Origin of the sequence: Methylobacterium oxalidis, assembly GCF_007992195.1 — a bacterium.
In the GTDB taxonomy this organism is placed as follows: Bacteria; Pseudomonadota; Alphaproteobacteria; order Rhizobiales; family Beijerinckiaceae; genus Methylobacterium; species Methylobacterium oxalidis.
Map to the genome: position 1 here is coordinate 51,849 of NZ_BJZU01000016.1, position 20,835 is coordinate 72,683.

22 protein-coding genes are annotated in these 20,835 nt (G+C 66.5%); 7 read left to right on the plus strand and 15 right to left on the minus strand.

Features of this window, described 5'->3' with window-relative positions:
* Positions 1-48: 48 nt before the first annotated feature.
* Positions 49-1,812: a type I secretion system permease/ATPase gene (locus MOX02_RS05340; protein ID WP_147024766.1), complete on the minus strand. Its 1,764-nt coding sequence runs from the start codon at positions 1,810-1,812 to the stop codon at positions 49-51.
* Positions 1,813-2,233: 421 nt separating this feature from the next.
* Complete coding sequence (locus MOX02_RS05345) at positions 2,234-3,166, minus strand: calcium-binding protein (protein WP_147024767.1); 933 nt, start codon at positions 3,164-3,166, stop codon at positions 2,234-2,236.
* Between the two features lie 1,215 nt (positions 3,167-4,381).
* Here MOX02_RS05345 and napG point away from each other — a divergent pair.
* Together napG and napH are read left to right on the plus strand one after the other, a co-directional pair.
* On the plus strand, positions 4,382-5,044 hold the full coding sequence (napG, locus tag MOX02_RS05350) for a ferredoxin-type protein NapG (RefSeq protein WP_147024768.1): 663 nt from the start codon (positions 4,382-4,384) through the stop codon (positions 5,042-5,044).
* Positions 5,041-5,928, plus strand: a complete 888-nt coding sequence (gene napH / locus MOX02_RS05355) for a quinol dehydrogenase ferredoxin subunit NapH (RefSeq protein WP_147024769.1) — start codon at positions 5,041-5,043, stop codon at positions 5,926-5,928. The genes napG and napH overlap by 4 nt, the downstream gene beginning before the upstream one ends.
* A gap of 163 nt (positions 5,929-6,091) precedes the next feature.
* Here napH and MOX02_RS05360 read toward each other — a convergent pair whose 3' ends face one another.
* From MOX02_RS05360 to MOX02_RS05405, 10 genes are all read right to left on the minus strand, one after another.
* The gene (locus MOX02_RS05360) at positions 6,092-6,868 is read right to left on the minus strand and encodes a Crp/Fnr family transcriptional regulator (RefSeq protein ID WP_147024770.1); all 777 of its coding nucleotides are present in this window, start codon (positions 6,866-6,868) and stop codon (positions 6,092-6,094) included.
* Between the two features lie 105 nt (positions 6,869-6,973).
* Positions 6,974-7,324: a cupredoxin domain-containing protein gene (locus MOX02_RS05365; protein ID WP_238179120.1), complete on the minus strand. Its 351-nt coding sequence runs from the start codon at positions 7,322-7,324 to the stop codon at positions 6,974-6,976.
* A 21-nt stretch (positions 7,325-7,345) separates the two neighbouring features.
* Entirely contained in the window at positions 7,346-8,440 is a 1,095-nt protein-coding gene (mauG, locus tag MOX02_RS05370; RefSeq protein ID WP_238179117.1) for a tryptophan tryptophylquinone biosynthesis enzyme MauG, read from the minus strand.
* Between the two features lie 25 nt (positions 8,441-8,465).
* Complete coding sequence (locus MOX02_RS05375) at positions 8,466-9,377, minus strand: methylamine utilization protein MauJ (RefSeq protein WP_147024771.1); 912 nt, start codon at positions 9,375-9,377, stop codon at positions 8,466-8,468.
* A 27-nt stretch (positions 9,378-9,404) separates the two neighbouring features.
* Positions 9,405-9,776, minus strand: a complete 372-nt coding sequence (locus MOX02_RS05380; protein ID WP_147024772.1) for an amicyanin — start codon at positions 9,774-9,776, stop codon at positions 9,405-9,407.
* Positions 9,777-9,859: 83 nt separating this feature from the next.
* Positions 9,860-10,423, minus strand: a complete 564-nt coding sequence (gene mauA / locus MOX02_RS05385) for a methylamine dehydrogenase (amicyanin) small subunit (RefSeq protein ID WP_147024773.1) — start codon at positions 10,421-10,423, stop codon at positions 9,860-9,862.
* A gap of 42 nt (positions 10,424-10,465) precedes the next feature.
* Positions 10,466-11,062, minus strand: a complete 597-nt coding sequence (gene mauD / locus MOX02_RS05390; protein WP_147024774.1) for a methylamine dehydrogenase accessory protein MauD — start codon at positions 11,060-11,062, stop codon at positions 10,466-10,468.
* Between the two features lie 6 nt (positions 11,063-11,068).
* A complete protein-coding gene (locus tag MOX02_RS05395; protein WP_147024775.1) occupies positions 11,069-11,629 on the minus strand; it encodes a MauE/DoxX family redox-associated membrane protein in 561 nt (186 codons plus the stop codon).
* 8 nt (positions 11,630-11,637) lie between these two features.
* The gene (mauB, locus tag MOX02_RS05400; protein ID WP_238179113.1) at positions 11,638-12,873 is read right to left on the minus strand and encodes a methylamine dehydrogenase (amicyanin) large subunit; all 1,236 of its coding nucleotides are present in this window, start codon (positions 12,871-12,873) and stop codon (positions 11,638-11,640) included.
* A gap of 92 nt (positions 12,874-12,965) precedes the next feature.
* Positions 12,966-13,607, minus strand: coding sequence for a cytochrome c biogenesis protein CcdA (locus MOX02_RS05405; RefSeq protein WP_280525308.1), 642 nt, complete (start codon positions 13,605-13,607; stop codon positions 12,966-12,968).
* A gap of 845 nt (positions 13,608-14,452) precedes the next feature.
* Between MOX02_RS05405 and MOX02_RS05410 the strand changes: the two genes are divergently transcribed.
* The 5 genes from MOX02_RS05410 (at position 14,453) to MOX02_RS05430 (ending at position 18,233) form a co-directional block, all read left to right on the plus strand.
* Entirely contained in the window at positions 14,453-15,127 is a 675-nt protein-coding gene (locus MOX02_RS05410; protein WP_147024777.1) for a MarR family winged helix-turn-helix transcriptional regulator, read from the plus strand.
* Between the two features lie 15 nt (positions 15,128-15,142).
* The gene (locus tag MOX02_RS05415; RefSeq protein WP_147024778.1) at positions 15,143-15,862 is read left to right on the plus strand and encodes a hypothetical protein; all 720 of its coding nucleotides are present in this window, start codon (positions 15,143-15,145) and stop codon (positions 15,860-15,862) included.
* A 314-nt stretch (positions 15,863-16,176) separates the two neighbouring features.
* Positions 16,177-17,028 (plus strand): catalase, encoded by an 852-nt coding sequence (locus MOX02_RS05420; protein WP_306424509.1) that lies wholly within the window; start codon positions 16,177-16,179, stop codon positions 17,026-17,028.
* 141 nt (positions 17,029-17,169) lie between these two features.
* Positions 17,170-17,688 (plus strand): carboxymuconolactone decarboxylase family protein, encoded by a 519-nt coding sequence (locus MOX02_RS32040; RefSeq protein WP_238179111.1) that lies wholly within the window; start codon positions 17,170-17,172, stop codon positions 17,686-17,688.
* Positions 17,685-18,233 (plus strand): peroxiredoxin family protein, encoded by a 549-nt coding sequence (locus MOX02_RS05430; protein ID WP_147024780.1) that lies wholly within the window; start codon positions 17,685-17,687, stop codon positions 18,231-18,233. Before MOX02_RS32040 ends, MOX02_RS05430 begins: the two co-directional genes overlap by 4 nt.
* 158 nt (positions 18,234-18,391) lie before the next feature.
* Here MOX02_RS05430 and MOX02_RS05435 read toward each other — a convergent pair whose 3' ends face one another.
* The 3 genes from MOX02_RS05435 to MOX02_RS05445 all read right to left on the minus strand — a co-directional run bounded on the left by MOX02_RS05435 (position 18,392) and on the right by MOX02_RS05445 (position 20,628).
* Positions 18,392-18,907: a DUF2165 family protein gene (locus tag MOX02_RS05435; protein ID WP_170267674.1), complete on the minus strand. Its 516-nt coding sequence runs from the start codon at positions 18,905-18,907 to the stop codon at positions 18,392-18,394.
* Positions 18,908-19,144: 237 nt separating this feature from the next.
* Complete coding sequence (locus tag MOX02_RS05440; RefSeq protein ID WP_147024795.1) at positions 19,145-19,639, minus strand: DUF302 domain-containing protein; 495 nt, start codon at positions 19,637-19,639, stop codon at positions 19,145-19,147.
* 218 nt (positions 19,640-19,857) lie between these two features.
* Positions 19,858-20,628 carry an alpha/beta hydrolase gene (locus MOX02_RS05445; RefSeq protein WP_147024781.1) on the minus strand — a complete coding sequence of 257 codons (771 nt, stop codon included), beginning with the start codon at positions 20,626-20,628 and terminating at the stop codon, positions 19,858-19,860.
* Positions 20,629-20,835: the final 207 nt, after the last annotated feature.

Consider the following 20,835-nt stretch of genomic DNA (forward strand, 5'->3'; position numbering starts at 1 on the left):
CGGGACGCGCGCGGCGAGGAAGGGCACCTGCCCGGACTCAGGAGACCTTCACGCGCTCTGCGCGATCGGCAGCGGGACCGGGGCGTTCGCAGGGCGAGGGGGACGGGACGTCGCCGGTGCGGCGCCGGGTGCGCCCGCACCCTGCGGCCGCCGCAGGACCTCGTCCTTGGGGCCGAAGGCCCGGACCTGCCCGCCCTCCATCTTCAGCACCAGATCGACGCCGGCCAGGGCGCTCATCCGATGCGCCACGATGACCACCACGCCGCCGCGCGCCCGGATGCCGAGGATCGCCCGCGTCAGGGCCGTGTCGCCCTCGCTGTCGAGATTGGCGTTCGGCTCGTCGAGCACGACGAGGAAGGGCTCGCCGTAGAGGGCGCGGGCCAGCCCGACCCGCTGCCGCTGCCCGCCCGAGAGTCCGGTGCCGCCCTCGCCGAGCTCGGTGTCGTAGCCCTCCGGCAGGCGCTGGATGAGCTCGTGGATCCCCGCGGCCCTGGCGGCCGCCTCGACGAGCTCCGGCGTCGCGTCCGCGGCGAAGCGTGAGATGTTCTGCGCGATCGTGCCGGCGAACAGGGTCACGTCCTGCGGCAGGTAGCCGATGTGGCGGCCGAGATCCTCCTGCGACCACTGCTCGATCGAGGTCCCGTCGAGCTGAACGGCTCCGCGCAGCACCGGCCACACGCCGATCAGGCCGCGGATCAGCGTCGACTTGCCCGATCCGCTCGGGCCGATCACGGCGACGGCCTGTCCGGCCTTCAGGCCGAAGCTGGCATTGCGCACCGTCAGGCGCTGGCTGCCGCGCGGGGCGATGCTGATGCCATTCACCTTGAGAAAGCGGCAGGGCGCGGGCAGGCTGGACTTGCGGGGTGCGGCGGCGCCGTGGGCGGCGAGCGCGGTGAGGCGCTTCCAGGATTGCTGCGTCGCCACCACCGCCTTCCAGTTCGCGATCGTCGAGTCGAGCGGCGCCAGGGCCCGGCCGAGGAGCAGGGAGGAGGCGAGCAGGATGCCGGTGCTGCCGTCGCCGTTGATGACGAGCAGGGCGCTGACCGCGAGGACGCCCGATTGCAGGGCCATGCGCGACATCTTGGAGACGGCCCCCATGGCGCCGGACACGTCCGAGACGCGCTGCTGGGCCATGAGGTAGCCCTGGTTGGCCTCGTTCCAGCGGGCGGCGAAGTGCGTCTGCATGCCCATGGCGAGGATGACGTCGGCGTTGCGGCAGCCGGCATCCGTGACGACGCTGCGGCGCGCGGCGTGCTCGCTCACGACCTTGAGCGGCTTGCGGGTGAGCCGGTCGGCCAGCACCGTGACCCCGAGAAGGAACAGGGCGCCGGCAACCGCGGTCAGCCCGATCAGGGGATGGAAGAGGAAGCAGAGCGCGAAGTAGAGGGGCATCCAGGGCAGGTCGCAGAGGGCGACGGGCGCGCCGCTCGAGAGGAAGCCGCGCAGCTGGTCGAGGTCCTGCATCGGCAGGTAGGTACCGCCCGGCGCGGCACCCTCCCGGGGACCCTGCACCATGGTCGTGAAGACGTGCGGGCTGAGGCCGTCGTCGAGGGCGGCGGCGATGCGGGTCAGCATGCGGGCGCGCATCGTCTCGAGGACGCCCTGGAAGGCGTAGAGCATCAGGGCGAGCACGACGAGGCCGACGAGGGAGGGGACGGAACGGCTCGGGATGACGTTGTCGTAGACGACCAGCATGAACAGCGAGCCGGTGAGGTAGAGCGTGTTCACGAGGCCGCTGGTGACCAGCAGGCTGATGAAGCCGGAGCGGCAGTGGGTGAGCACGGATCCGACATCTTGAGACTTCGTCGTCATGGCAGATCTCCGTGCTGAGCGATGTGGGCTGGGGCATCCCGACCGGGCATCAGGATTTGTATCGGGCCTGCCCCGGCGTTCCGTGACGGGGGTCACACTCCGAAGGCCGAGCCGGCCTGGCCCGCACGCAGGAGGGAAGCGCCCCCCTTCGTCACCGGAGCGCCAGGACGGTCGATCATGGCTGGGAGCGATCAGCGCCGATCCTGCGGCGTGACCGTGATCACACGCGACACGCGCTGCCGCCTCGATCGGCGGAAGCTGGTGCAGCAGGCGCGAGCCGAGAGAGGGGCGATGAGGATTCGGCACGCCTCTTCGTGCGTCGATGGATCCGGGCTGCAGGATCTGCGGACGACAGAAAATCCCGCCGACCTGAGGCCGGCGGGACTGTTGTGCGCGTCTGCCGATGACCGGCTGCGGCCTCTCAGTAGAACGAGACGTCGCCGTGCGGGTCGCCGCCCTTGACCACGATGTCGTGGTAGCCGGCATCGGTGGTGGAGTTGTAGGTCACGACGAAGTCGCCGCCCTTCTGCCAGATGCTGTACTGCCCCTCGCCCGGCGTGGCGGTGTCGCCGGCGTAGCTGTAGTTGCCCTTGAGCATGATCTTGTCGCCCTCGGCACCGTTGAAGTCCGTGATGGTGTCGGCCTTGCCGGCGTAGACGTCGCCGGTGTCGCCCGTCTCGAACTTGAACCAGTCGGCGCCCTGACCGCCGGTCATGGTGTCGACGCCCTTGCCGCCGTACAGGTCGTCGAAGCTGCCGCCGCCCGAGAGCGTGTCGTTGCCGTCGCCGCCGTAGAGCTGGTCGTAGCCATCCCCGCCCGACAGGTGGTCGTTGCCACCCTCGCCCTTGAGGACGTCGTTGCCCTTCTCGCCGTAGAGAGAGTCATCGCCCTCGCCGCCGTAGAGCTTGTCGGCGCCGTCGTAGCCGAGCATCGTGTCCTTGCCGGCCCCGCCGTACATGGTGTCGTCGCCGGTCCAGCCGTCGAGGTAGTCGTCGCCCTTCTCGCCGTAGAGGGTGTCGTTGCCGGCGCCGCCGTCGATGTGGTCGTTGCCGTCGTAGCCCAGGATGGTGTCGTTGCCGGCCTCGCCGTAGAGCTTGTCGTTGCCGGTCCAGCCGTCGATGTAGTCGTTGCCGTTCCCACCGTGGATGGTGTCGTTGCCGGTCCCGCCGTAGAGCTTGTCGTTGCCGTTCTCACCCTTGATGAGGTCGTTGCCGGCTCCACCGTAGAGCTTGTCGTCGCCGTTCCAGCCGAGGATGGTGTCGTTGCCACCCAGGCCGTAGCCGGTGTCGTTGCTGTTGCCCTGGCCGATGAAGTCGATGAAATCGTTGCCGGCCGTTCCGAACTTCGTGGACATGATGCTCTCCTGCGTCTTCTCAATGGATTGATGGGTCTTTGTGAAGGCCCCGATCGACGATGACGAACTTTGACGAAGAGTGTTTCGCTTTAGGCTCTCGCTGTGTTCGGGCTCGTCTCTCTGCTTGAAGCCGAGACATTGATTACGCGAAGGAGCGGGCACGATATGTGATCGGCATCACACTCGCCGGGACTGCCCGTTGCAGGCGGATATTTGCGTGCGGTGGACCCGGCACGCGTGTGCCCTCCGGCGTCGGAGACTCCCGCGCGTCGGCAATCGGCTGAGGGCAGGGGGCAGGTGCCGGTCTTCAGCCGATGAGCGGCTCCACGGGGGCCGGCTGCGATATCCTCGCTCTCGGGCATGCTCCGGCTGTCGCACGGGGCGTCGGACAGACGCTTCCCGGGTGAGCGATGAATAATGCCGTCGAGAGAAACCAGAAAACTGACATTCTCATCTCAGCATATAGTATAGACAACTCATAATTGCCTCTGTTCGAGCATTCGGATAGCGTCGGTAGCGAACAAACCGTCCCATTCTCTGCGGGAAACGGATTGGGCGGCCATTTTCTGGCGTACGGTCCCGAGACAGAGTTTCCGAAAATTCTGCTGCGAAGATATGCAGTTCCACATTCTGAAAAATGTCGAAATCGAGATATTCCGGCTTATTTTTTATCACAGTTGCTGCGCGCGACTGCTCATTGCATACATCCGATCTCGCCGAAATGCGGGGATGTCACGCCCGTCCGACTTCGAAAGAAGGGAAAGACCCGACCCCTGTTCTCGTGGCGACGCCCGCAACCGTGACTTTTGAACATCAGGTAATTAATGTTCTTTACAGGAAACTCGCGACGTGGTAGGTCATGTTCGGGTGCGAAGAGGGCGAACGTCTCTCGACCTGGGCAGGGAAAGATGAGGCTGTCGCTTGCTGATGAGGCGGCACGGACATCAATGATGTCGCCTCGGATTCGACGGTCGGAGGATACCCGTTTCCGCCCGTCCTGCTGATCACAGGTTGCCGATGCAGAAAAGATTGGCCAGGAAGCGAAGCTGGTGATAGTCAGCAGAAAATATTACTATACATTATTGTATTCATAAATGCCGCGGCTGATTGGAAAAATTGGACGCAGTCACATCCATATCGAACAGAAGCAAACATCGGCAGTAGAGACAAACGATCTTGCGACCGAATTGATCCAACCTCAGTCGGGCTTGAGTCATGGCGACAGAAAAGGCGCTGAGCCGTCGGGAACTGCTGGCGAACGGGGCGAAAGCGGCCGGGGTCGCCTGCCTCGCCGGCCTGGCACTGACGGCCTACGTCGACAGCGCCCGGAAGGCCGAAGCCGGGGCGCTGCGGCCGCCCGGCGCGCTCAAGGAGGATGAGTTCCTCTCCGCCTGCGTGCGCTGCGGCCTCTGCGTGCGGGCCTGCCCCTACGACACCTTGCGGCTGGCGACCCTCGCCGACGATGCGCCGCTCGGCACGCCGTTCTTCGTCGCGCGGGAGACGCCCTGCGCGATGTGCGCGGACGTACCCTGCGCGAAGGCCTGTCCGACCGGAGCGCTCGATCGCGACATCAGCGACATCCGCGAGGCCGATATGGGCGTCGCCGTCCTGGTCGGCCACGAGACCTGCCTCAACTACAAGGGACTGACCTGCAGCATCTGCCACCGCGTGTGCCCCGCGCGCGACGAAGCGATCACGCTGGAGGTCCAGGTCATCAACGGCCGCCGACGCGTCATCCCGACGGTCCATTCGGACCAGTGCACCGGCTGCGGCACCTGCGAGAAGCACTGCGTCCTCGGCCATGCGGCGATCCGCGTCCTGCCGCGCGAGCTCGGGCTCGGTGGCGAAGGACGCAACCGAGCCGGACGACCCGTATGAGCCGCTTCAGCATCACCTCTCAGAACCGCCGGCTGGGTGTCGAGGCGAAGGGCTGGTTTCGCGCGCACACGTGGTGGCTGTTGCGTCGCTGTTCCCAGGTCGCGGCGCTCCTCGTCTTCCTGGCCGGGCCCGCCGCCGGCCTGTGGATCGTGCGGGGGAACTTCGCGTCGAGCCAGGTCCTGGGCGTTCTTCCCCTGACCGACCCGTTCATCCTGCTGCAATCCCTCGCCGCGGGCGTGCAGCCGGCGGCGCTCGCCGCCCTCGGCGCGGTCCTCATCCTCGCGCTCTACGCTCTGGTGGGCGGTCGAGCCTATTGCAGCTGGGTCTGTCCGGTGAACATCGTCACCGACACGGCGTTCTGGCTGCGGGAGAAGCTGGGCATCACGCGTGACAGGAAGCTCGACCGTCGCACCCGGCTCTGGATCCTCGCCGGTGCGTGCCTCGCCTCTCTCGTCACCGGCACGGTCGCCTGGGAATTCGTGAACCCGGTCAGCATCCTGCAACGGGGGCTCATCTTCGGGCTGGGGGCCGGCTGGACCGTCATCCTCGCCGTGTTCCTGCTGGATCTCGTCGTCACGCGGCGCGGCTGGTGCAGCCATCTGTGTCCCGTGGGAGCGTTCTACGGGATCGTGGGGCGGGCCAGCGTCGTCCGGGTGGCCGCGGCCCGCCGCGAGGATTGCACGAATTGCGGCGCGTGCTTCAACGTCTGCCCGGAGCCCCATGTGATCGCGCCCGCTCTGCGGGGCAAAGGCACCCGCGTCGTACTGGCCGGGGATTGCACGAACTGCGGCAGCTGCATCGATGCGTGCCCCGTCGACCTGTTCGAACTGACGAAGCGCTGGGAGGCGCGGCCTCAGGCCCTCGCTCCCGTGCCGGCGCTGTAGGTTCGCCGACGGATCAGGCCGAGCGAGGCGCGGCCGCTCGATCCTCGGTGCTGCCGCGACGGCGGTCGGGGCTGCCCGCTGCGTTGCCGGACCTCGATGATCCTCACGGCGCAGCCTCCGCACTCGCCGAGCGGCCGGTTGCCGAGCGTCATGGCCCGGCGGCTCAACCGGCGGCGAGCCTCACGCGCCTCTCCGGGGCGGGCTGGACGCGGTCGATCGCGGCCCGATGCTCGAAACCGTCGAAGCAGAGATAGGCGGGGTCGAACTCGGCGAACGCTTTCAGGTGATCGACGTCCGGGATGATCAGCCGCTGGTTGCTCCACGAGAGCAGGCCCTCTCCGCGCAACGCCTGCAGAACCCGGTTCAGGTGAACCGGCGAGATGCCGACGGCGTCCGCGAGGTCCGCCTGCGACACGGGAAACGCGAAGCCGTTCCCGTCAGCCAGATCGATCACCTGCAGGCAGGTCAGCAACTCGCAGAAGAGGTGGGCGAGGCGTTTGTCGGCCGAGCGCACGCCGTTGACGATCCACTCGCGTGCCCGGCTCAGCTCGCGCAGCGTGACCCACCACAGCGCACGGCCGATCCCGGGATAGGAGGCGATCAGCGCGACGAGCTTGTGGCGGGGGATCTCGACGACCGTGCAGCGCGTGAGCGTGCTGGCCTGCAGGTCACGACCGAAGGGGCCGGCGTCGTGCAGGGTGCAGAGGTCGCCGGGCAGCACGAACGAGACGATCCGGCGGCTGCCGGTCTCCAGCGTCTTGTAGCGGCAGGCGTAGCCGCTCATGACGAGGTGGACGCGATCCGCAGCCTCGCCCGCGGCCAGATCGTGGCGGGGCGGCAGGGCGTGAGCGCCGAGGGTCAGGGCCTGGAGGGCGGTTTGTTCCTCGTCCGTCAGTCGGCCCGCGCGTTCGAGCTTCTGCAGGAAGGGGTTTCTACTCACGCGGGCTTCTCACTGTGCGACAGTGCGAACGCCGGAAGCGGGCAACGCTGAGGCCCTGACGCCGTGTCGGGCGTCCATCGATCCGGCTTCGGGCGGGGAGGGCGCTCAGCTTGCGTCGGCGACCGTCATCTCGAGCCGGATGATCGGGTGGATCCAGCAGCGGATGACGACCCGGCCGGCCGTGTGGAGGACCGCCTTCTTCGTGCTGTTGGGAATCTGCGTGTCCAGGGTCTCCATGCGCCCGTCCTCGTAGGTCAGGTAGAGGTTGTGAGAGATCTCCGCGTGGTTGATGAACGTGATCGTGTCGCCGACCTTCGGCTTGATCCCGGTTTCCTCAAGCTCCGCGTGGTGGATGACCACCTCGTAATCGGCCGCTCGGGCGGCCCCGCCTCCGACCCAGGAAGCCGCGCAGATCAGCAGGCAGGCGGTGAGCCGTGGCGACGCGTTGCGTGACATGAGGATCTCCAGGGCTCGCCGTTATGGAAGCTGAGGCAGCTCGACCCGGATCGGCTCGGCTTTCAGGGAGGACAGGAAGGCGATCAGGTCGTGCCGCTCGTCGGCGCTGAGCGCGATCGGCCGCATCTCGGGAGACAGGCTCGGGCGCTTCGCTCCGCCTTTGACGTAGTGCTCGATCACGTCGTCGAGGGTCCGCACGGACCCGTCGTGCATGTACGGCCCCTGCAGGCGCAGATCGCGCAGCGACGGCGTCTTGAAGGCGCGCTGCATCGTCACGACGCTCGGCGGCGCGAACGTGCCTCGGCCCGGATCGTCGCCGGTCAGGCCGATGTCGTGGAAGCTGTCGTCGGTCAGGCGCCAGGTCGAGTGGCAGGAGGCGCAGCGCGCCTTGCCGGTGAAGAGGGCGAAGCCGCGCTTCGCGTCCGGGCCGAGCGCGCTCTCCTCTCCCGCGACCCATCGGTCGAAGGGAGCGCGACCGGAGACCAGGGTTCTCTGGTAGGTCGCCAGGGCGGCCGTCACGCTCTCGGCCGTGATGGCGTCCGGCCGCTCGAACGCCTGCGCGAAGAGCGCCCGGTAGCCCGGGATCGCCACGAGACGCTCGATGACCATCTCCATGGTCATGTTCATCTCGTCGGGCGCGGTGAGCGGCATCCGGGCCTGATGCTCCAGCGACTCGGCCCGGCCGTCCCACTGGAAGGCGCTTCCCCAGGCGAGGTTCATGATCGGGGGCGTGCGCCGGGCGAGAGGCTTCATCTCGAAGCCGACCGCGCGGGCCAGCCCATCGCTCCAGCCGAGGCTCGGGTTGTGACAGCTCGCGCAGGACACGCTGCCGGAGCGCGACAGGCGCGGGTCGAAGAACAGCGTCCGTCCCAAATCCTCCTTGCCGGGGGAGTGCGGGTTCGCCTTCGGGAACGGCACGGCGTCCGGCCGCCGAAAGCGGGCCTTCAGGAGCTCGATGGCCGGGCTGCCGGCCAGGCCGCCGGTCTCCACGCCTGCGATCCTCGCGAGGCTGCCCGCCGTTGCGGCGAGCGACACGGCCGCCACGAGGAGGAGGGAGGCGGTGAGCCGGCGACGCCTTCTGACGACCCCGTTCTCCATCGCATGTTGTCTCGTCATCGGCATTCCCCGCGCGAAGCGTCCCTCAGGAGGCGAGCGCCAGCTCCTGCGAGCGGCACAGGGCGAGCTCTTCCAGAAGCACCTCGCGGGCGGCGAGGTCGGCGAGGTTGGCCATCTGAGCCAGGAGCGGCCTGGAGGGGAGGCCGATCGGGTCGGCGTCTCCCGGCCTGCCGTCGAGGGCGTCCAGGACGCTCACGCCGAGCTCGTCGAGGCGGTCGACGAGGCTCCCGAACGGCCGGTCCTGAAGATCCGGCGCGCAGGAGAGAGCACCGCTGTGGACGAGCATGTCGAAGCTGACGACCCGGTCGCGTCGCCGTCCGCCCGCCTGCGCGGCGCGACGGTCCGTCGAAGCGAAAGGCTCTTCGCGCTCGCGCCACGCCCTCAGGATCGACCGAGCGCAGAGCAGCCGCCAGGCGGGATCGCTGGCATTGCGCGCGTCCCGGTAGAGGGCCACGAGCCGGCGGTGGCTCTCCGGCGTCGCGTCCGGGGATGCCGGGTCGAAGGCGAGGGCGCTCGGCCGGAAGGGCGTACAACGCCAGCGCGCCGCGTGGAGCGGGTCGGCCAAGCGCCAGCCCGCCACGGCCAGCCCGCGCCCGAGTTCGAGCGACCAGCGCGACAGCCGCTCCTCGACGTCCCGATGGCACGCCGCGAGAGCCTCGAGCGGGCAGGAAGCCTGCAGGCGGTAGATGATCTCGTTGAGCTTGCCCGCATCGTTGCCGAAGAAGGCGATCACCGCAGCAGCGCCCGCGAGCGTCGTCTCGACGACGCCGGTCGCGGTCTCGGCGGTGACGTCGACCTCCCACGCCTCGGTCGCCGGATTCCGGAGGAAGAACGAGACGAGGATGTCGCGCTCGGCCGTGTCGGCGCGGGAGCGCCTCACCGTCTCCGGGGCGCTCTCCGCTTTGAGCTGCCCCGGAAGCCCGTAGGGTAACCACATGAACGTCGGTCCTTCGGCTCGCGTCCGCTACTCGACGGTGACCTTCGCTTTCATGAAGGGATGCGGCGTGCAGATGTAGTCGTAGGTGCCCGCTTGGTTGAACCGGACCGAGAAGGTCTGGTTGGCGCGCAGCATCGGCCCTTCGATATCCTTGCTGACGTTCGGCCCGCCGGCCTTGAAGTGGACGTTGTGCGGAAGCGCTTCGGAGTTCGTCCACGTCACGACCGTACCCGCCTTGACGGTGATGTCGGTCGGATTGAACTTCATCTTGGCAATTTGAACCTGCTTGGCCTCGGCGGGAGCGGCGGAGGCGTCCGGCAGGACCTCGATGGCATCGGCCGCCGAGGCCGCATGCAGAGGGAGGGCGACCAGAAGCGCGGACAGGAGAGCGCGACGCATGGCGAGAGTGTCCTAAGGTTGGAGGAGGCGGATCGAACGGTGGCGCCACGGCGCCGCGGCCGTGACACGAGGGGCGGGGGCCGTCAGCCCGCCTTGCCGACGATCGGCGAGATCGTGCAGTGGTAGCTCATCGCGTCATCTTCGGCGCCGAAGCACCAGATGATGTCGTTCCCGTATTCGGGACGGTAGACCGGAAGCTCACCTTCCGTATTGAAGCAGCCGCACCGTCCGGTCGTCACGTTCCTGCCGCAGCAATCGCGGTAGGAGATCAGGTAGCTCTGCTTGTCGGTCGGATTGTAGCAGCTCGCCACCCAGGAACTCGACGCGAGCTTCGTGCCGGGCGGGCAGCTCGTCAGCGAGCCGCCGCTGCAATCACAGATGTTTCCGTCGATCGAGCAATGCCGCCAATAGTTGCACGCCTGCACGTCGTGGTCCTGCGGGGTCCACTTGCCGCGCGGGTTGGCGACCGCGTCGGCGGCCTCGGCGCGCCCGACCCGGCCGCGCCGGTCGACCGGCAGCAGGGGGACCAGCGCCGCGCCGGCGACGACCGCACCGACGCGGCCGATCAACCCGCGCCGGCTGGTATGGCCGGCGACCTTGCGGGACATTGTCTCGAAGAGATCATCGAATCGGGATGGGCCGAGCATGGCTGTTATCCATTCGTTGGCGGTGAAGGCGCAGGGTTCCGGTCACGCAGCCTTGCGGCTGGCGAAGTACTTCTGGATCGAGGAGAAGCCGCTCTTGTCCGCCTCGAGGAGGCTTTCGAGGTGCTCGCGGGTGTTGGTCAGGCCCTTGGCGCGGATGACGCCCGAGGCGTCCAGCAGCACGCCGTAGGGGATCTTGCCGACCTGGAACCGCATCCCGACCTCGGCGGACACGACGTACGGGATGCCGGCGAGATCGTGGCTCCTCAGGAAGCGCTCGTGCTCGTCGGGCTGCCCGTCGCTGACGAGGATGACCGAGATCTTCTCCGCCCTGGCCGTCGACTTGATGATCGGGAACAGCTTGTCGCAGATGGGGCAGCTCGGAGCGCTGAACATCAGCAGCGTCGGCCGTCCGAGGGGGTTCGTTCCGCCGATCCGGATCGACGTGCCGGCGTGGTCCGGCACGTCGAACACGGGCGCGGCATCGCCGACGTCGGGACCCTCGTCGGTCATCATGGCGCCCATGGGCGCCGAGCGCTCATGCAGGAGGCCGATCTGCCGGAGCAGGCCGAACATCACGATCGCGACGCCGATGAGGGCGAACCAGAGCAGGACGTTCGACGCGATGAGAAATGAGGTCATGGTCTTTCACCCTTTGAGAGCGCCGCGGGCGGCCGTGCCGGGCGCGGCCGGCAGAGCGGCGAGAAGCGAGGCGCTGAAGTAGAGGAGCATCGCGAGGGAGGCCGCCGCGGCGCCGATCGCGAGTTCGGCAAGGTCCGGCCCCCGGGAGGACGGAAGGTTGGAGGCCAGCGCGAAGCTCGCGCCGGCGAGGAGGAGGTTGCGGCCGACCAGCGTCCAGCTCAGAGGCTGCTTGAGGCCGTTGCGGAAGCAGCCGCAATCGATCGCCTTGCGGCCCCTCAGCACGTTGATGCCGATCGCGACGCCGAAGACGACCAGGAGGGCCCCGGCCGCCAGCGCGGCGTAGGGCGCCGTCGCATCGATGAGCAGAGCCGCCGCGATGGCGAGCTCGACCCACGGGAGCGCGACGGCACAGGGCCTCGCCAGCCGCTCCGGCAGGATCCGGAAGTTTCGGACGACACCGAAGAACTCATCGCCCCGCCGCAGCTTCGAGAGCGCCGCTCCGCCGAAGAGGAGCACGAGGAACCCGCGCACGAAGATCTCGACGACCGGTTCTTGCCAGAGAGACATTGCCGTCCTCACATGTCGGAGGTGTTGATCACGAGCGGCGAGTGGCCGAGCCTGTCGACCTTGGACACTTCCTTCCCGCTCTCCGCGTCATGGATGAACAGCGTCTTCTGGGCGCTCGAGAGTGCGTAGAGCTGGGGCGTCTTGTCCTGGCTGACCGCGATGGAGTCGGTCTCGTGGCCGAGGTCGATCTTGTTCAGCCGCTTGCCGGTCTTGCCCTCGAAGACGAAGACGAAGCGGCTCGGCGACTTGTGCGTCCACTTCGCGCGCTGATCCGCCAGCAGGAAGACGCGGTCGCTCTCGCGGTGATAGGCGACGACCTGCCAGCCGCCGGGCGCCCAGCCCTGGGCCTTCTCCTCGTCGGAGAACGCCTCGAAGGCCGGCATGAACTTGGCTTCGTTGCCGGTGACGTCGACCTGGAACGTCTTGCCCGTATAGGTCGGCCAGACGATGCGCCCGGCCTTGGCCGAATAGGCCGGCGTGTTGTACAGATACTCGTCTTCCTTGTGGAAGACCTGCGTCTTCTTCCGCTCGGCCGATCCATCCGCCTTGAATGTCACCTTGAGCATGCTGCCGTCGCGGCAATGCATGAAGAAGTTGTTATTGTCGGACGGGAATATGTGATAGCAATCCGGCACGTCCATCATCTTCACGAGCTTCTTGTCCGTGAGACTGACGAGACCGACCGCCGGCGACGGCGAGAACTGGTAGAACAGCAGGGATTTGTTGTCCGGCGTCAGCGTCGTCATCATCGGGTAGGTGCCGACGAGGAAGCGCGGGTCCTTCGGCAGCTCGATGTCGATGATCGGGTTGTGCGTGCGGGCGTCGAGGATCTCGATGTAGTCGGTCCGCTTGCCGTGGCCGAGCCGGGACCACACGGTGCTGGCCGTCCCGAAGAAGGAGCCGTCGCTCGCCACCACGGTGTTCGGCACGAACCCCGTGTCGCTCATGCCGAGGAGCTTCCCCTTGTCGCCGTCGATGGTGAAGAGCTGCGTCAGAACGGCGAAATGGGCGGGATCGCTGACGTAGATCCGGCGGGCATTGGGGGCCGGTGCCTGCTCGACGCTGGTGTCGTCGACCGGCAGCTCCTGCCCGGCCGGGGGTTGGGACTGGCCACCGATCCGGCCGCCGCCCGCGGGTTGGGCGAGGGCGGTGGCGGAGAGCAGAAGGGCAAGGGCCGTCGCGGCACCCGCCATCGTGGCACGGGAGATCGGCAGGCCGGTGGAACGGCCATGGGCGTGCGTCATCGTTTCCTCTCCTTGAGGGTTCGTTGAAGCGGGAAAGCGTGAGGACGGGTGGGTCGCGGGGGCCGGACCGGACGGCTCCGGCCCGCGCCCGGTCAGATCAGGGCGAGGCCGACGAACCCGAAGCCGGCCGCGACCAGGAGGACGCCGTCGAAGGCCGCCGCCCGCTCCTGCCGGCGTGCCAGCCAGGACTGCACCGCAATGTCCGTGACGGGCAGCAGGTTGACCGCGATGGGCAGGAAGCGGCCGAGATTGAAGATCGCGAAGATGGCGACCGCCAGCGCGACGTTGCCCGTGACGGCCGCGGCGGCGGTGACGACGTAGAGGACCGGCGTCTGGACGTAGGTGAGATAGTTGAGCCCGAGCGCGAAGCCGTAGAGGCCGCCGATCACCCACATGGGAAAGCGTTGCCGCGCGTCGTGCGGCACCTGCGCCCTGCGCTGCGGATAGGGGATCCGGAGGAAGTCGAGCTGGTGCACGCCGTAGAGGATGGCGAGGGCCGCGAGCCCGAGGAGCGCACCGCCGCTGAAGCCCGAGAAGCCGAGCGCCATACCGGCTAGTCCCAGCACCGTTCCGAGCACAACCGCACCGGCGGCGTAGCCGAGCCCGTGCATCGCGAAGGTCGGAAGCCAGCCGGCCACGCTCGCGACAGAGTAGCGACCGTGCGGCCTCAGCAGGCACAGGCTCGAATATCCGCACGGCGACCACGTCGACAGCAGGCCGCCCGCGAACGTCATGGTTGCAACAAGGGTCCACAGGGCCACCGGTCGCGACGTGACGTGCGCGAGGCCGTAGCTGGAGCCGGCGCCGACGATCGCGGCCGCTGCCAGCAGCCCGATCCGGGTCAGGCGCGAGTGCGTGGCAGGAAAGATGACGCAATCAGGAACACTCTCCTGCGCGACAGAAGATGGTTGATAAATGTTATTTGTATTTGCCGGCGTAAGCATAGCGATGCCATACCCCTCTGCGTTTCCAGTGCTCGGCACAGTCTAATGCGTGCTCTTTGCCTGAGTTGCCTATCAGGAAACGCAGATGCCGGTCAAGAAAGGTACGCGCAGAATTTTCGCAATCCGCCGCCTTTCTCGGCAGGGCTGCGGACGCAGTCGGCACCACTCGCCGACCTAAGTCGTTGCTCCGGCAATCGGATCTGCGAGGTCGACCTGCGTGCGGCGGAGTCAGGCCGGGGCGGATGCGTGCGGCTCCGCGCACTCCGCTGCGGCCTCAGCGGCATCCTTCGGTTCGGTATGGCCGGCGCCACCGCGAATGCGCGGCTTGTCCTGGCCCACTCGGGATCACGTCTCGAAGCTCGACGCGCCGTCCCCGCACGGTGCCGCTAAGCCTTTCACCCTGTTCTGAAATAGCGCCCGAGTGAATTCCCATCAAACTCGGCTGTACGATCGCCGCAAAAAGCGGCGGATCATTCAGGCTCCACAAGGATGCGTGACGAAGGCTCACGAGCACAGCTTCTGCAGCTCGCGGATCCGGAATGGTTTGAAGAGCTCGGAAAGCTGGGCATTCGGTCTGAACGCGGCGGCTGAACTGTCCGCTTGACTCTTATTGTTAGGAGTCCTAATTATAGGGCATGGACCACGCGGCCGAGCCAGATCCTGTCCTGATCCGCCTCCGGGAAGGCTTCGAGCGCGTCGCGCTGGTTCTACGCGCCGACCTCTGGGCAGCAGCGGGCGGGGCCGGCCTGAACCCGGCGCAGGCGCAGGTGCTCGCGCTGCTCGCAGCGCGCCCCGCCGGCCTGAGGCCCAAGGCGATTGCCGCGCACCTCGCGGTCTCGGCACCGAGCATGGCCGACACCCTCTCCGCCCTTGAACGCAAGCAGCTCCTGCAGCGCACGCCCGATCCGGCCGATGCCCGCGCGGTGATCGCACGGTTGACGGAGGAGGGAGGCGCGCTCGGACGCACCCTCGCCTCGGCGACCTCGCATGTGATGGCAGCGCTGGCGCGGCTGTCTGCGGACGAGCAGGCCGACCTCCTGCTCACGCAGATCAAGCTCATCCGGACCTTGCAACGGGCCGGCGCAATTCCGCTCCAGAGGATGTGCGTCAGCTGCCGCCACTTCAGGCCGAACGCCCACGCCGGCGAGGCCCAGCCCCATCACTGCGCCTTCGTGAACGCCCCGATCGGGACCCGGGATCTCCGGCTCGACTGCGGCGAGCATGAAGCGGCCGATCCCGAGGTCCAGGCTGCCACCTGGACGTCCTTCGCGGATGGATCGCCGCCCCTTCAAGCACAAGCCGAGACCTGAGAAGGAGCCGACGTCATGATGAGGAAGAAGACATGGGGCATCGGCCCCGTGGCGGTCGCCCTGTGCGCGCTCGCCACCGGCGCCTTTGGCGAACCCATTCACACGCGGCCCGATGAGGCGGTTCTGGCCTCGTTCGACATCATCGAGACCACGATCGTGACGCAGGGCGAGACGGCCGTGTTCACGACCCGCGTCCGCGGCGAGGCCGGCAAGGACAAGCCCGACGCCACGGGCCGGTTCGAAGGGTCGAGCGTCTACGCCTACGTCTGGCCGACGACGCTCGACAGCGGTGCGATCGGCTTCGACCGGGCCCAGGGTATCGTGGCGCTCGCCGTCACCTTCCATCCGGACTTCGACGACGCTGCCTATGGCGGCGTGAACCGGCACATCTGGCACCCGCACTGGGTGGTGCTCGCCAAGGATGCGGCCTGTGGCGGTGGCCTGAAGGTCGTCGACATCCCGAAGGGCGCGAAGCCGAAGGTCCCGCCCACCTGGCCGAACGTGCCGCTCCTGATCGATAGCCCGGACTACAAGACGACCTTCCGGAGCGACGCGGTGCAGGTCGAGATCCCGGTCTCGCTGATCACCGGCATCCGAGGCGCTTCCTTCGATGGGGTCGCCTCCGGCCTCAAGGTCAACGGCAACCTGCATGCGCCGCTGCTCTGCGTCAGCGACGTCTTCAAGGTCGCCTCCGGCAACCTCTCGCTGCCGGGCAAGGTCAGCCCGCAGAAGTAGTTCCGACAACAGGAAACGGTCCGGCGACTGCCATCGCCGGACCGCTGGAAGATCCCCCTCCAAGCATCAGAGAAGGAAAGACAACCATGGCACATGTCGACCTTGTCGATCCAGCCCCACCCGCGGCGGGCACGCCGACCGCTGGCGCATTCAGCCACGCCCTTGATGAGGTGCGGAGTTTGTTCAGGGCAGTCGCGGTGCCGGTCATAGGCGCGGCCGTTCTCACGCTCCCGACTCTTCCGACCCCGGCGCAGGCGGCGGATACCCAGAGCCTCGTAGATGCACTGAGAGCAGCGGCCGGAAAGCCGCCCGGCGTGCGCGCCACCTTCGCCAAGGGGCAGTGCGTGCGCGGCACCTACACGCCCTCGGCTGACGCCGGACAGGTGACGCGCTCGCTCAGCTTCACGCGGCCCTGGCCCCTGGTCGGCCGCTTCTCGGTCGGCGGCGGCAATCCCTCCGCTCCGGACACGACCAAGACCGTCCTTCGCGGCTTCTCGATCAAGATCCTGTCGGAGGGTGGAGACACGCACCTGCTCTTCGAGAACGCACCCGTGCATTTCGCCAGAACGCTCGATCAGATGCTCGGCTTCCTGCAGGTCCGTGCCCCAGGGCCTGACGGCAAGGCCAACCCGGAGGCGATCGCGGCCTTCGCGAAGGCCAACCCAGAGACGACCCGCCAATCCGCGTTCGTGGCGGGTAAGCCTTTGCCCGGCAGCTATGCCGGCATCGTCTACTGGGGCGTGCACACCTTCACGGGCACGAATCTCGCGGGCCAAACGGTGCCCTTCAAGTTCAAGGTGGTACCCGGGGCCGGCGAGATCGGCCTGAGCGACGAGGAAGCGAAGGGTAAGTCGGCCCAGTTCCTCGTCGCCGAGCTGACGGAGCGGATCGCGCGGGCGCCTGTCACGTTCGACGTCGTGGCCCTGCTCGCCGAGCCCGGCGATGACCTCACCGGCGACATCACGCAGCGCTGGAAGAACGAGGATGAACGGCGAGCGTTGAAGCTCGGCACGATCGCGGTCGACGCCCTGGAGCCGAACGAGACCTGCGACGAGGGCATCTTCGATCCGGGTCGGCTGGCGGACGGCCTCGGCGCGCCCGACGACGAGATCTTCGCCGCCCGCCGCACGGCCTACGGCATCTCCTTCGGCCAGCGCGCGAAGTAGTCACCCGTGGCTCGGCGACTGCCATCGCCGGGCCGCTCCGGATCGACCCTCCAAGCAATCGAGAAGGATTCATGCGATGACGCGCGTGAACCTCGCCGGCCTAGCCTCACCTCAGCACCTGCCGCATCCGCATCGACCCTGGTGCAGATCCAGTCGGCCTTCGGTGTCGTGCCCAACATGTTCAAGGCGGTGACCAACTCGCCCGCCGCGCTCGCCAGCCTGTGGGGCTCGTTCGACGTTCTCGGGCGGGGCAGGATCGGCGCCAAGCTCGGCGAGCAGATCGCCGTGGCAGTCGCTGATCGCAACCATTGCGCCTACTGTCTCGCCGCCCACACCGTGCTCGGGCAGAAGGCCGGGGCGACGAGCGCCGAGATGGCGGAGGCGCAGCGGGGCCGCTCGACCGACCCGAAGACAGCCGCAGCATTGGCCTTCGCGGTCAAGGTCGTCGAGTGCCGCGCGGCGATCGAGACAGCCGATGCCGCCGACATCGAGCGCTGGCTGATCGGCCATGCCAGCGAGATCGCCGCAGCTGGCCTCGATCCCCGCAAGCTCAGGGCCGACAGCGAGCAGCATGGCTTGCGGCTCCGCGAGGCCGGTGCCCGCCTCTTCGCCGACTGGCTCGCCAGTCTCGACCGCCCCTCATCCGGAGGATGCCCATGAGCGCTCCTGCCCCCGAACTGGATACAGGCCGCTGGTTCAACACGCCCGCGCCACTCACGCTTGCCGCCCTGCGTGGCAAGGTCGTTGTGCTCCACGCTTTCCAGATGCTGTGTCCGGGCTGTGTGGCGCACGGCACGCCGCAGGCCGAGAAGCTGCACCGGATGTTCACCAAGAGCGGCGATGTGGTGGTGATCGGCCTGCACTCGGTGTTCGAGCATCACGCCGCCATGACCGAGGTGGCGCTCGAAGCCTTCGTCCATGAATACCGACTGACCTTACCGATCGCCGTCGACCGGCCGGGCGAGGACGGCCCGATACCGCAGACCATGCGGCGATACGGCATGCGCGGAACGCCCACGACGATCGTGATCGACCGCCAAGGCGTGGTCCGCGAGCACGTTTTCGGGCAGATCGATGACCTCGCGCTCGGGGTCATCGTGGGATCGCTCGTGACGGCGCCAACCATCATGTCGATGGATTGTGAAGAGACGGCCGGCGGATGCGAAGACACCGGCTGCCGGCTGCCTGAGACGTCGGACCGGTGATCTCGCAGATCCAACCCGTCGTCCTCGTCGGCCCGGTCGCTCCGCTCGGACGTGACGGTCCGCCGAGCGGCATCGCCAAGCGCCCGGCTCCCGGGCGGTGGTGGATCACGTCAATACGGGCCCGAACTCGATACAGCTCCCGGTTGGCCACGGCCTCTTCATCCCTCGGCCTCGGGCTGCACTAGGTAGATCAGGATCACGGCGAGGCACAGGACAAAGCGAAAGGCGGGCTGGACAGCGTTCCATTGCTGAGATTGCCACATCAGGAACCACTCGGCCGCGACCGTCAAGAAGCCAAAGAACCAGACGGAGAGCCCAATGGTGATGCCGGCGACAGCCAAAGCCTTGGCGCGCACGAAGAGGTACTGCTCCGACCAGATGTGACGGAAAAGGTTGAGGGCACCGACGAGGCATAGAAGGCCCGCCGCCAGCTCTCCAGCGATGATGAGTCCGTAGGCGACATGATGGACGAATGGTGAAGTGATCGCCCTTTCCTTGAGGTGGTTGCCGGGAAAAGTCGTGTCCATCGACATCACATGCTGAACGAACGTGTAGTTCGAGCCGTAGTCGACGATGTTGTTGTAGCCCACGAGCAGGCAGAAGAGGGCAGCGAAGAGCACGAGAACGCTCTTCGAGGCGCGGATTGCGATCAGGTGTGCGGGTGGCGTTGGCATCGATCTTTGACTGCCTCCTTCCGGCACCGGCCGCAGCCCTCGTGGCTGTCCTTGCCGAAGACCTCAGTAGCCCCAAAACCCACTGCGAAATGTCCATGCATTGAGATTGATAAGGTCTATCTTTCGCATGCAGGAACTTCGTTGCAATGTCTGGTTCGTGCTATGACAACGTCGGGCGTGTTCCAAGACGAAAATGAGCTGCTTGTTTCCCGAGATCAAAAATTTCATCAGAGCATTTTAGTTTGCACATTCATGTAGCAAACTAGTAATCGTTGCATCTAAATCTCGGGCCACAACAAGGGCTTTCGAACTGCCGTAACTCAGCAGAATGCTTTCCATCAGGTCATAAGAAATGTGCACCCCATCGGGACGTTCATCAATGAGCACGGTGATTGGAGCATAGGATCCGGCATCGGGCACGTGCTTGACCATTTCTTTCATGATGAGCGGGTTGCCGATGACAAACCGCATGATCTTGGGTGTACCAGTGCCATTTTCGCGACGCAGAATATCGCCCAAGTCGAACTCTGCGAAGAGCATGAGGTCCACTCGGCCGAGGCCCCTTCTTACGACGCCCTCCAGATCCGGGAAGGACTCTGTTGCCCTCGTCTCTTTGAAAAATTCGACCATGTCCGGCTGCCCGACCGCCGACTTGAGGGCGGTCACAACAGCGTCGAATGGTTTTGAGCTCCTGAGGCTGAAACGTTCCACCTCGAATTTAGCGATTGTCATCTGCCCTCCGAAACAACTCTCTTGGATAAAATCCCGCTGTGCGTCGGTGCGCGCAAGGATTTGTGCAGGCGAAGGCTGTGCATCCAGGACAGTCCGGATCAGGATGTCGCTGGCGCTTTGGAGGCCGTGCCGATTTCCGTCATCGTGGTCCAACACGTTTCGCGTCACTCTCAGCGAGCGTGGGCGCTCCCGGCGCGAAAGCGCTGGGAGCGGTACCGTCACTTCGCGAGTGCGGCCATTTCAATCATCGCGGCGACTTCCTTGGCATGAACGACGAGCGAAGCATGGCTGCCGGCGACCTCCGTCGTCCGCGCCTTCATCGTGGTGGCAAAGTATTTCTGGGCCTCGGGTGCGATCACCTGGTCCTTGGTGCTGATCACGTAGAACGTGGGCTTGTCGCGCCAAGCGGCAGTATCAACCGGTGCCTCGAACGCCGTGTGGTTCAGCGGAAGCTGATGGTTTGCCAGGGATACGGCGATCTGCGGCGGGAGATCGGCCGCGACTGCTGAAGGAAACACCTTGCGGTCGATGTAGAGGTTACCTTTCTCATCAGGATGAATTGCAGCCGACCCTTCGGTTGCCGGGCCGCTCTCGGCGAGCGTCGCCAGAGATTGCCCGACGTCAGGCGCGAAGGCGGAGACGTAGACGAGCGCCGACACCTTGGGATCGTTACCCGCTTGCGTGATGACCAGGCCACCCCAGGAATGACCGACGAGTACCGTCCTGCCGTTTTGCTTCGCGAGCGCTTGTTTGGTGGCATCGACATCAGCGGCAAGTGAGGTGAGCGGATTTGCAACGAGCGTGACGTTGTATCCCTTCTTCGTGAGAATATCGGCGACGGGCTGCCAGCTCGTCTGGTCCACGAAGGCGCCGTGCACGAGCACAATATTGTGCGCGGCTCCCTGGGGCAGTTCGGCGGAACGAACGGAGCCGGCCAATGTTGATCCAGCCAGAAGTACGGTGGCGGCTGAGAGGAGGATATTTTGCATTGAATGTTCCTGTTGGTATATCGGACGAACACAGTTCGGGCGATTGGACAGGCGCTTCTAGCAAGAACGCGGTTCTTCCATCTGCAATTGGCAGGATGATTGCCGCACGAAACGTCGGCCCGCCTCGAAACGACCTACTCCGCGAAGCTTCCGGACGGTAGGGATCAATCGTCCAGATGTTGTGTCCGATCGTCCACCGGCCTAGGG

Bases quoted from the DNA above. Each gene is read 5' to 3' on its own strand.
- MOX02_RS05340 (WP_147024766.1), bottom strand. From the start codon at position 1,812: ATGACGACGAAGTCTCAAGATGTCGGATCCGTGCTCACCCACTGCCGC.
- MOX02_RS05345 (WP_147024767.1), bottom strand. From the start codon at position 3,166: ATGTCCACGAAGTTCGGAACGGCCGGCAACGATTTCATCGACTTCATC.
- napG (WP_147024768.1), top strand. From the start codon at position 4,382: ATGGCGACAGAAAAGGCGCTGAGCCGTCGGGAACTGCTGGCGAACGGG.
- napH (WP_147024769.1), top strand. From the start codon at position 5,041: ATGAGCCGCTTCAGCATCACCTCTCAGAACCGCCGGCTGGGTGTCGAG.
- MOX02_RS05365 (WP_238179120.1), bottom strand. From the start codon at position 7,324: ATGTCACGCAACGCGTCGCCACGGCTCACCGCCTGCCTGCTGATCTGC.
- mauG (WP_238179117.1), bottom strand. From the start codon at position 8,440: ATGACGAGACAACATGCGATGGAGAACGGGGTCGTCAGAAGGCGTCGC.
- MOX02_RS05375 (WP_147024771.1), bottom strand. From the start codon at position 9,377: ATGTGGTTACCCTACGGGCTTCCGGGGCAGCTCAAAGCGGAGAGCGCC.
- MOX02_RS05380 (WP_147024772.1), bottom strand. From the start codon at position 9,776: ATGCGTCGCGCTCTCCTGTCCGCGCTTCTGGTCGCCCTCCCTCTGCAT.
- mauA (WP_147024773.1), bottom strand. From the start codon at position 10,423: ATGCTCGGCCCATCCCGATTCGATGATCTCTTCGAGACAATGTCCCGC.
- mauD (WP_147024774.1), bottom strand. From the start codon at position 11,062: ATGACCTCATTTCTCATCGCGTCGAACGTCCTGCTCTGGTTCGCCCTC.
- MOX02_RS05395 (WP_147024775.1), bottom strand. From the start codon at position 11,629: ATGTCTCTCTGGCAAGAACCGGTCGTCGAGATCTTCGTGCGCGGGTTC.
- mauB (WP_238179113.1), bottom strand. From the start codon at position 12,873: ATGACGCACGCCCATGGCCGTTCCACCGGCCTGCCGATCTCCCGTGCC.
- MOX02_RS05405 (WP_280525308.1), bottom strand. From the start codon at position 13,607: ATGACGTTCGCGGGCGGCCTGCTGTCGACGTGGTCGCCGTGCGGATAT.
- MOX02_RS05410 (WP_147024777.1), top strand. From the start codon at position 14,453: ATGGACCACGCGGCCGAGCCAGATCCTGTCCTGATCCGCCTCCGGGAA.
- MOX02_RS05415 (WP_147024778.1), top strand. From the start codon at position 15,143: ATGATGAGGAAGAAGACATGGGGCATCGGCCCCGTGGCGGTCGCCCTG.
- MOX02_RS05430 (WP_147024780.1), top strand. From the start codon at position 17,685: ATGAGCGCTCCTGCCCCCGAACTGGATACAGGCCGCTGGTTCAACACG.
- MOX02_RS05435 (WP_170267674.1), bottom strand. From the start codon at position 18,907: ATGCCAACGCCACCCGCACACCTGATCGCAATCCGCGCCTCGAAGAGC.
- MOX02_RS05440 (WP_147024795.1), bottom strand. From the start codon at position 19,639: ATGACAATCGCTAAATTCGAGGTGGAACGTTTCAGCCTCAGGAGCTCA.
- MOX02_RS05445 (WP_147024781.1), bottom strand. From the start codon at position 20,628: ATGCAAAATATCCTCCTCTCAGCCGCCACCGTACTTCTGGCTGGATCA.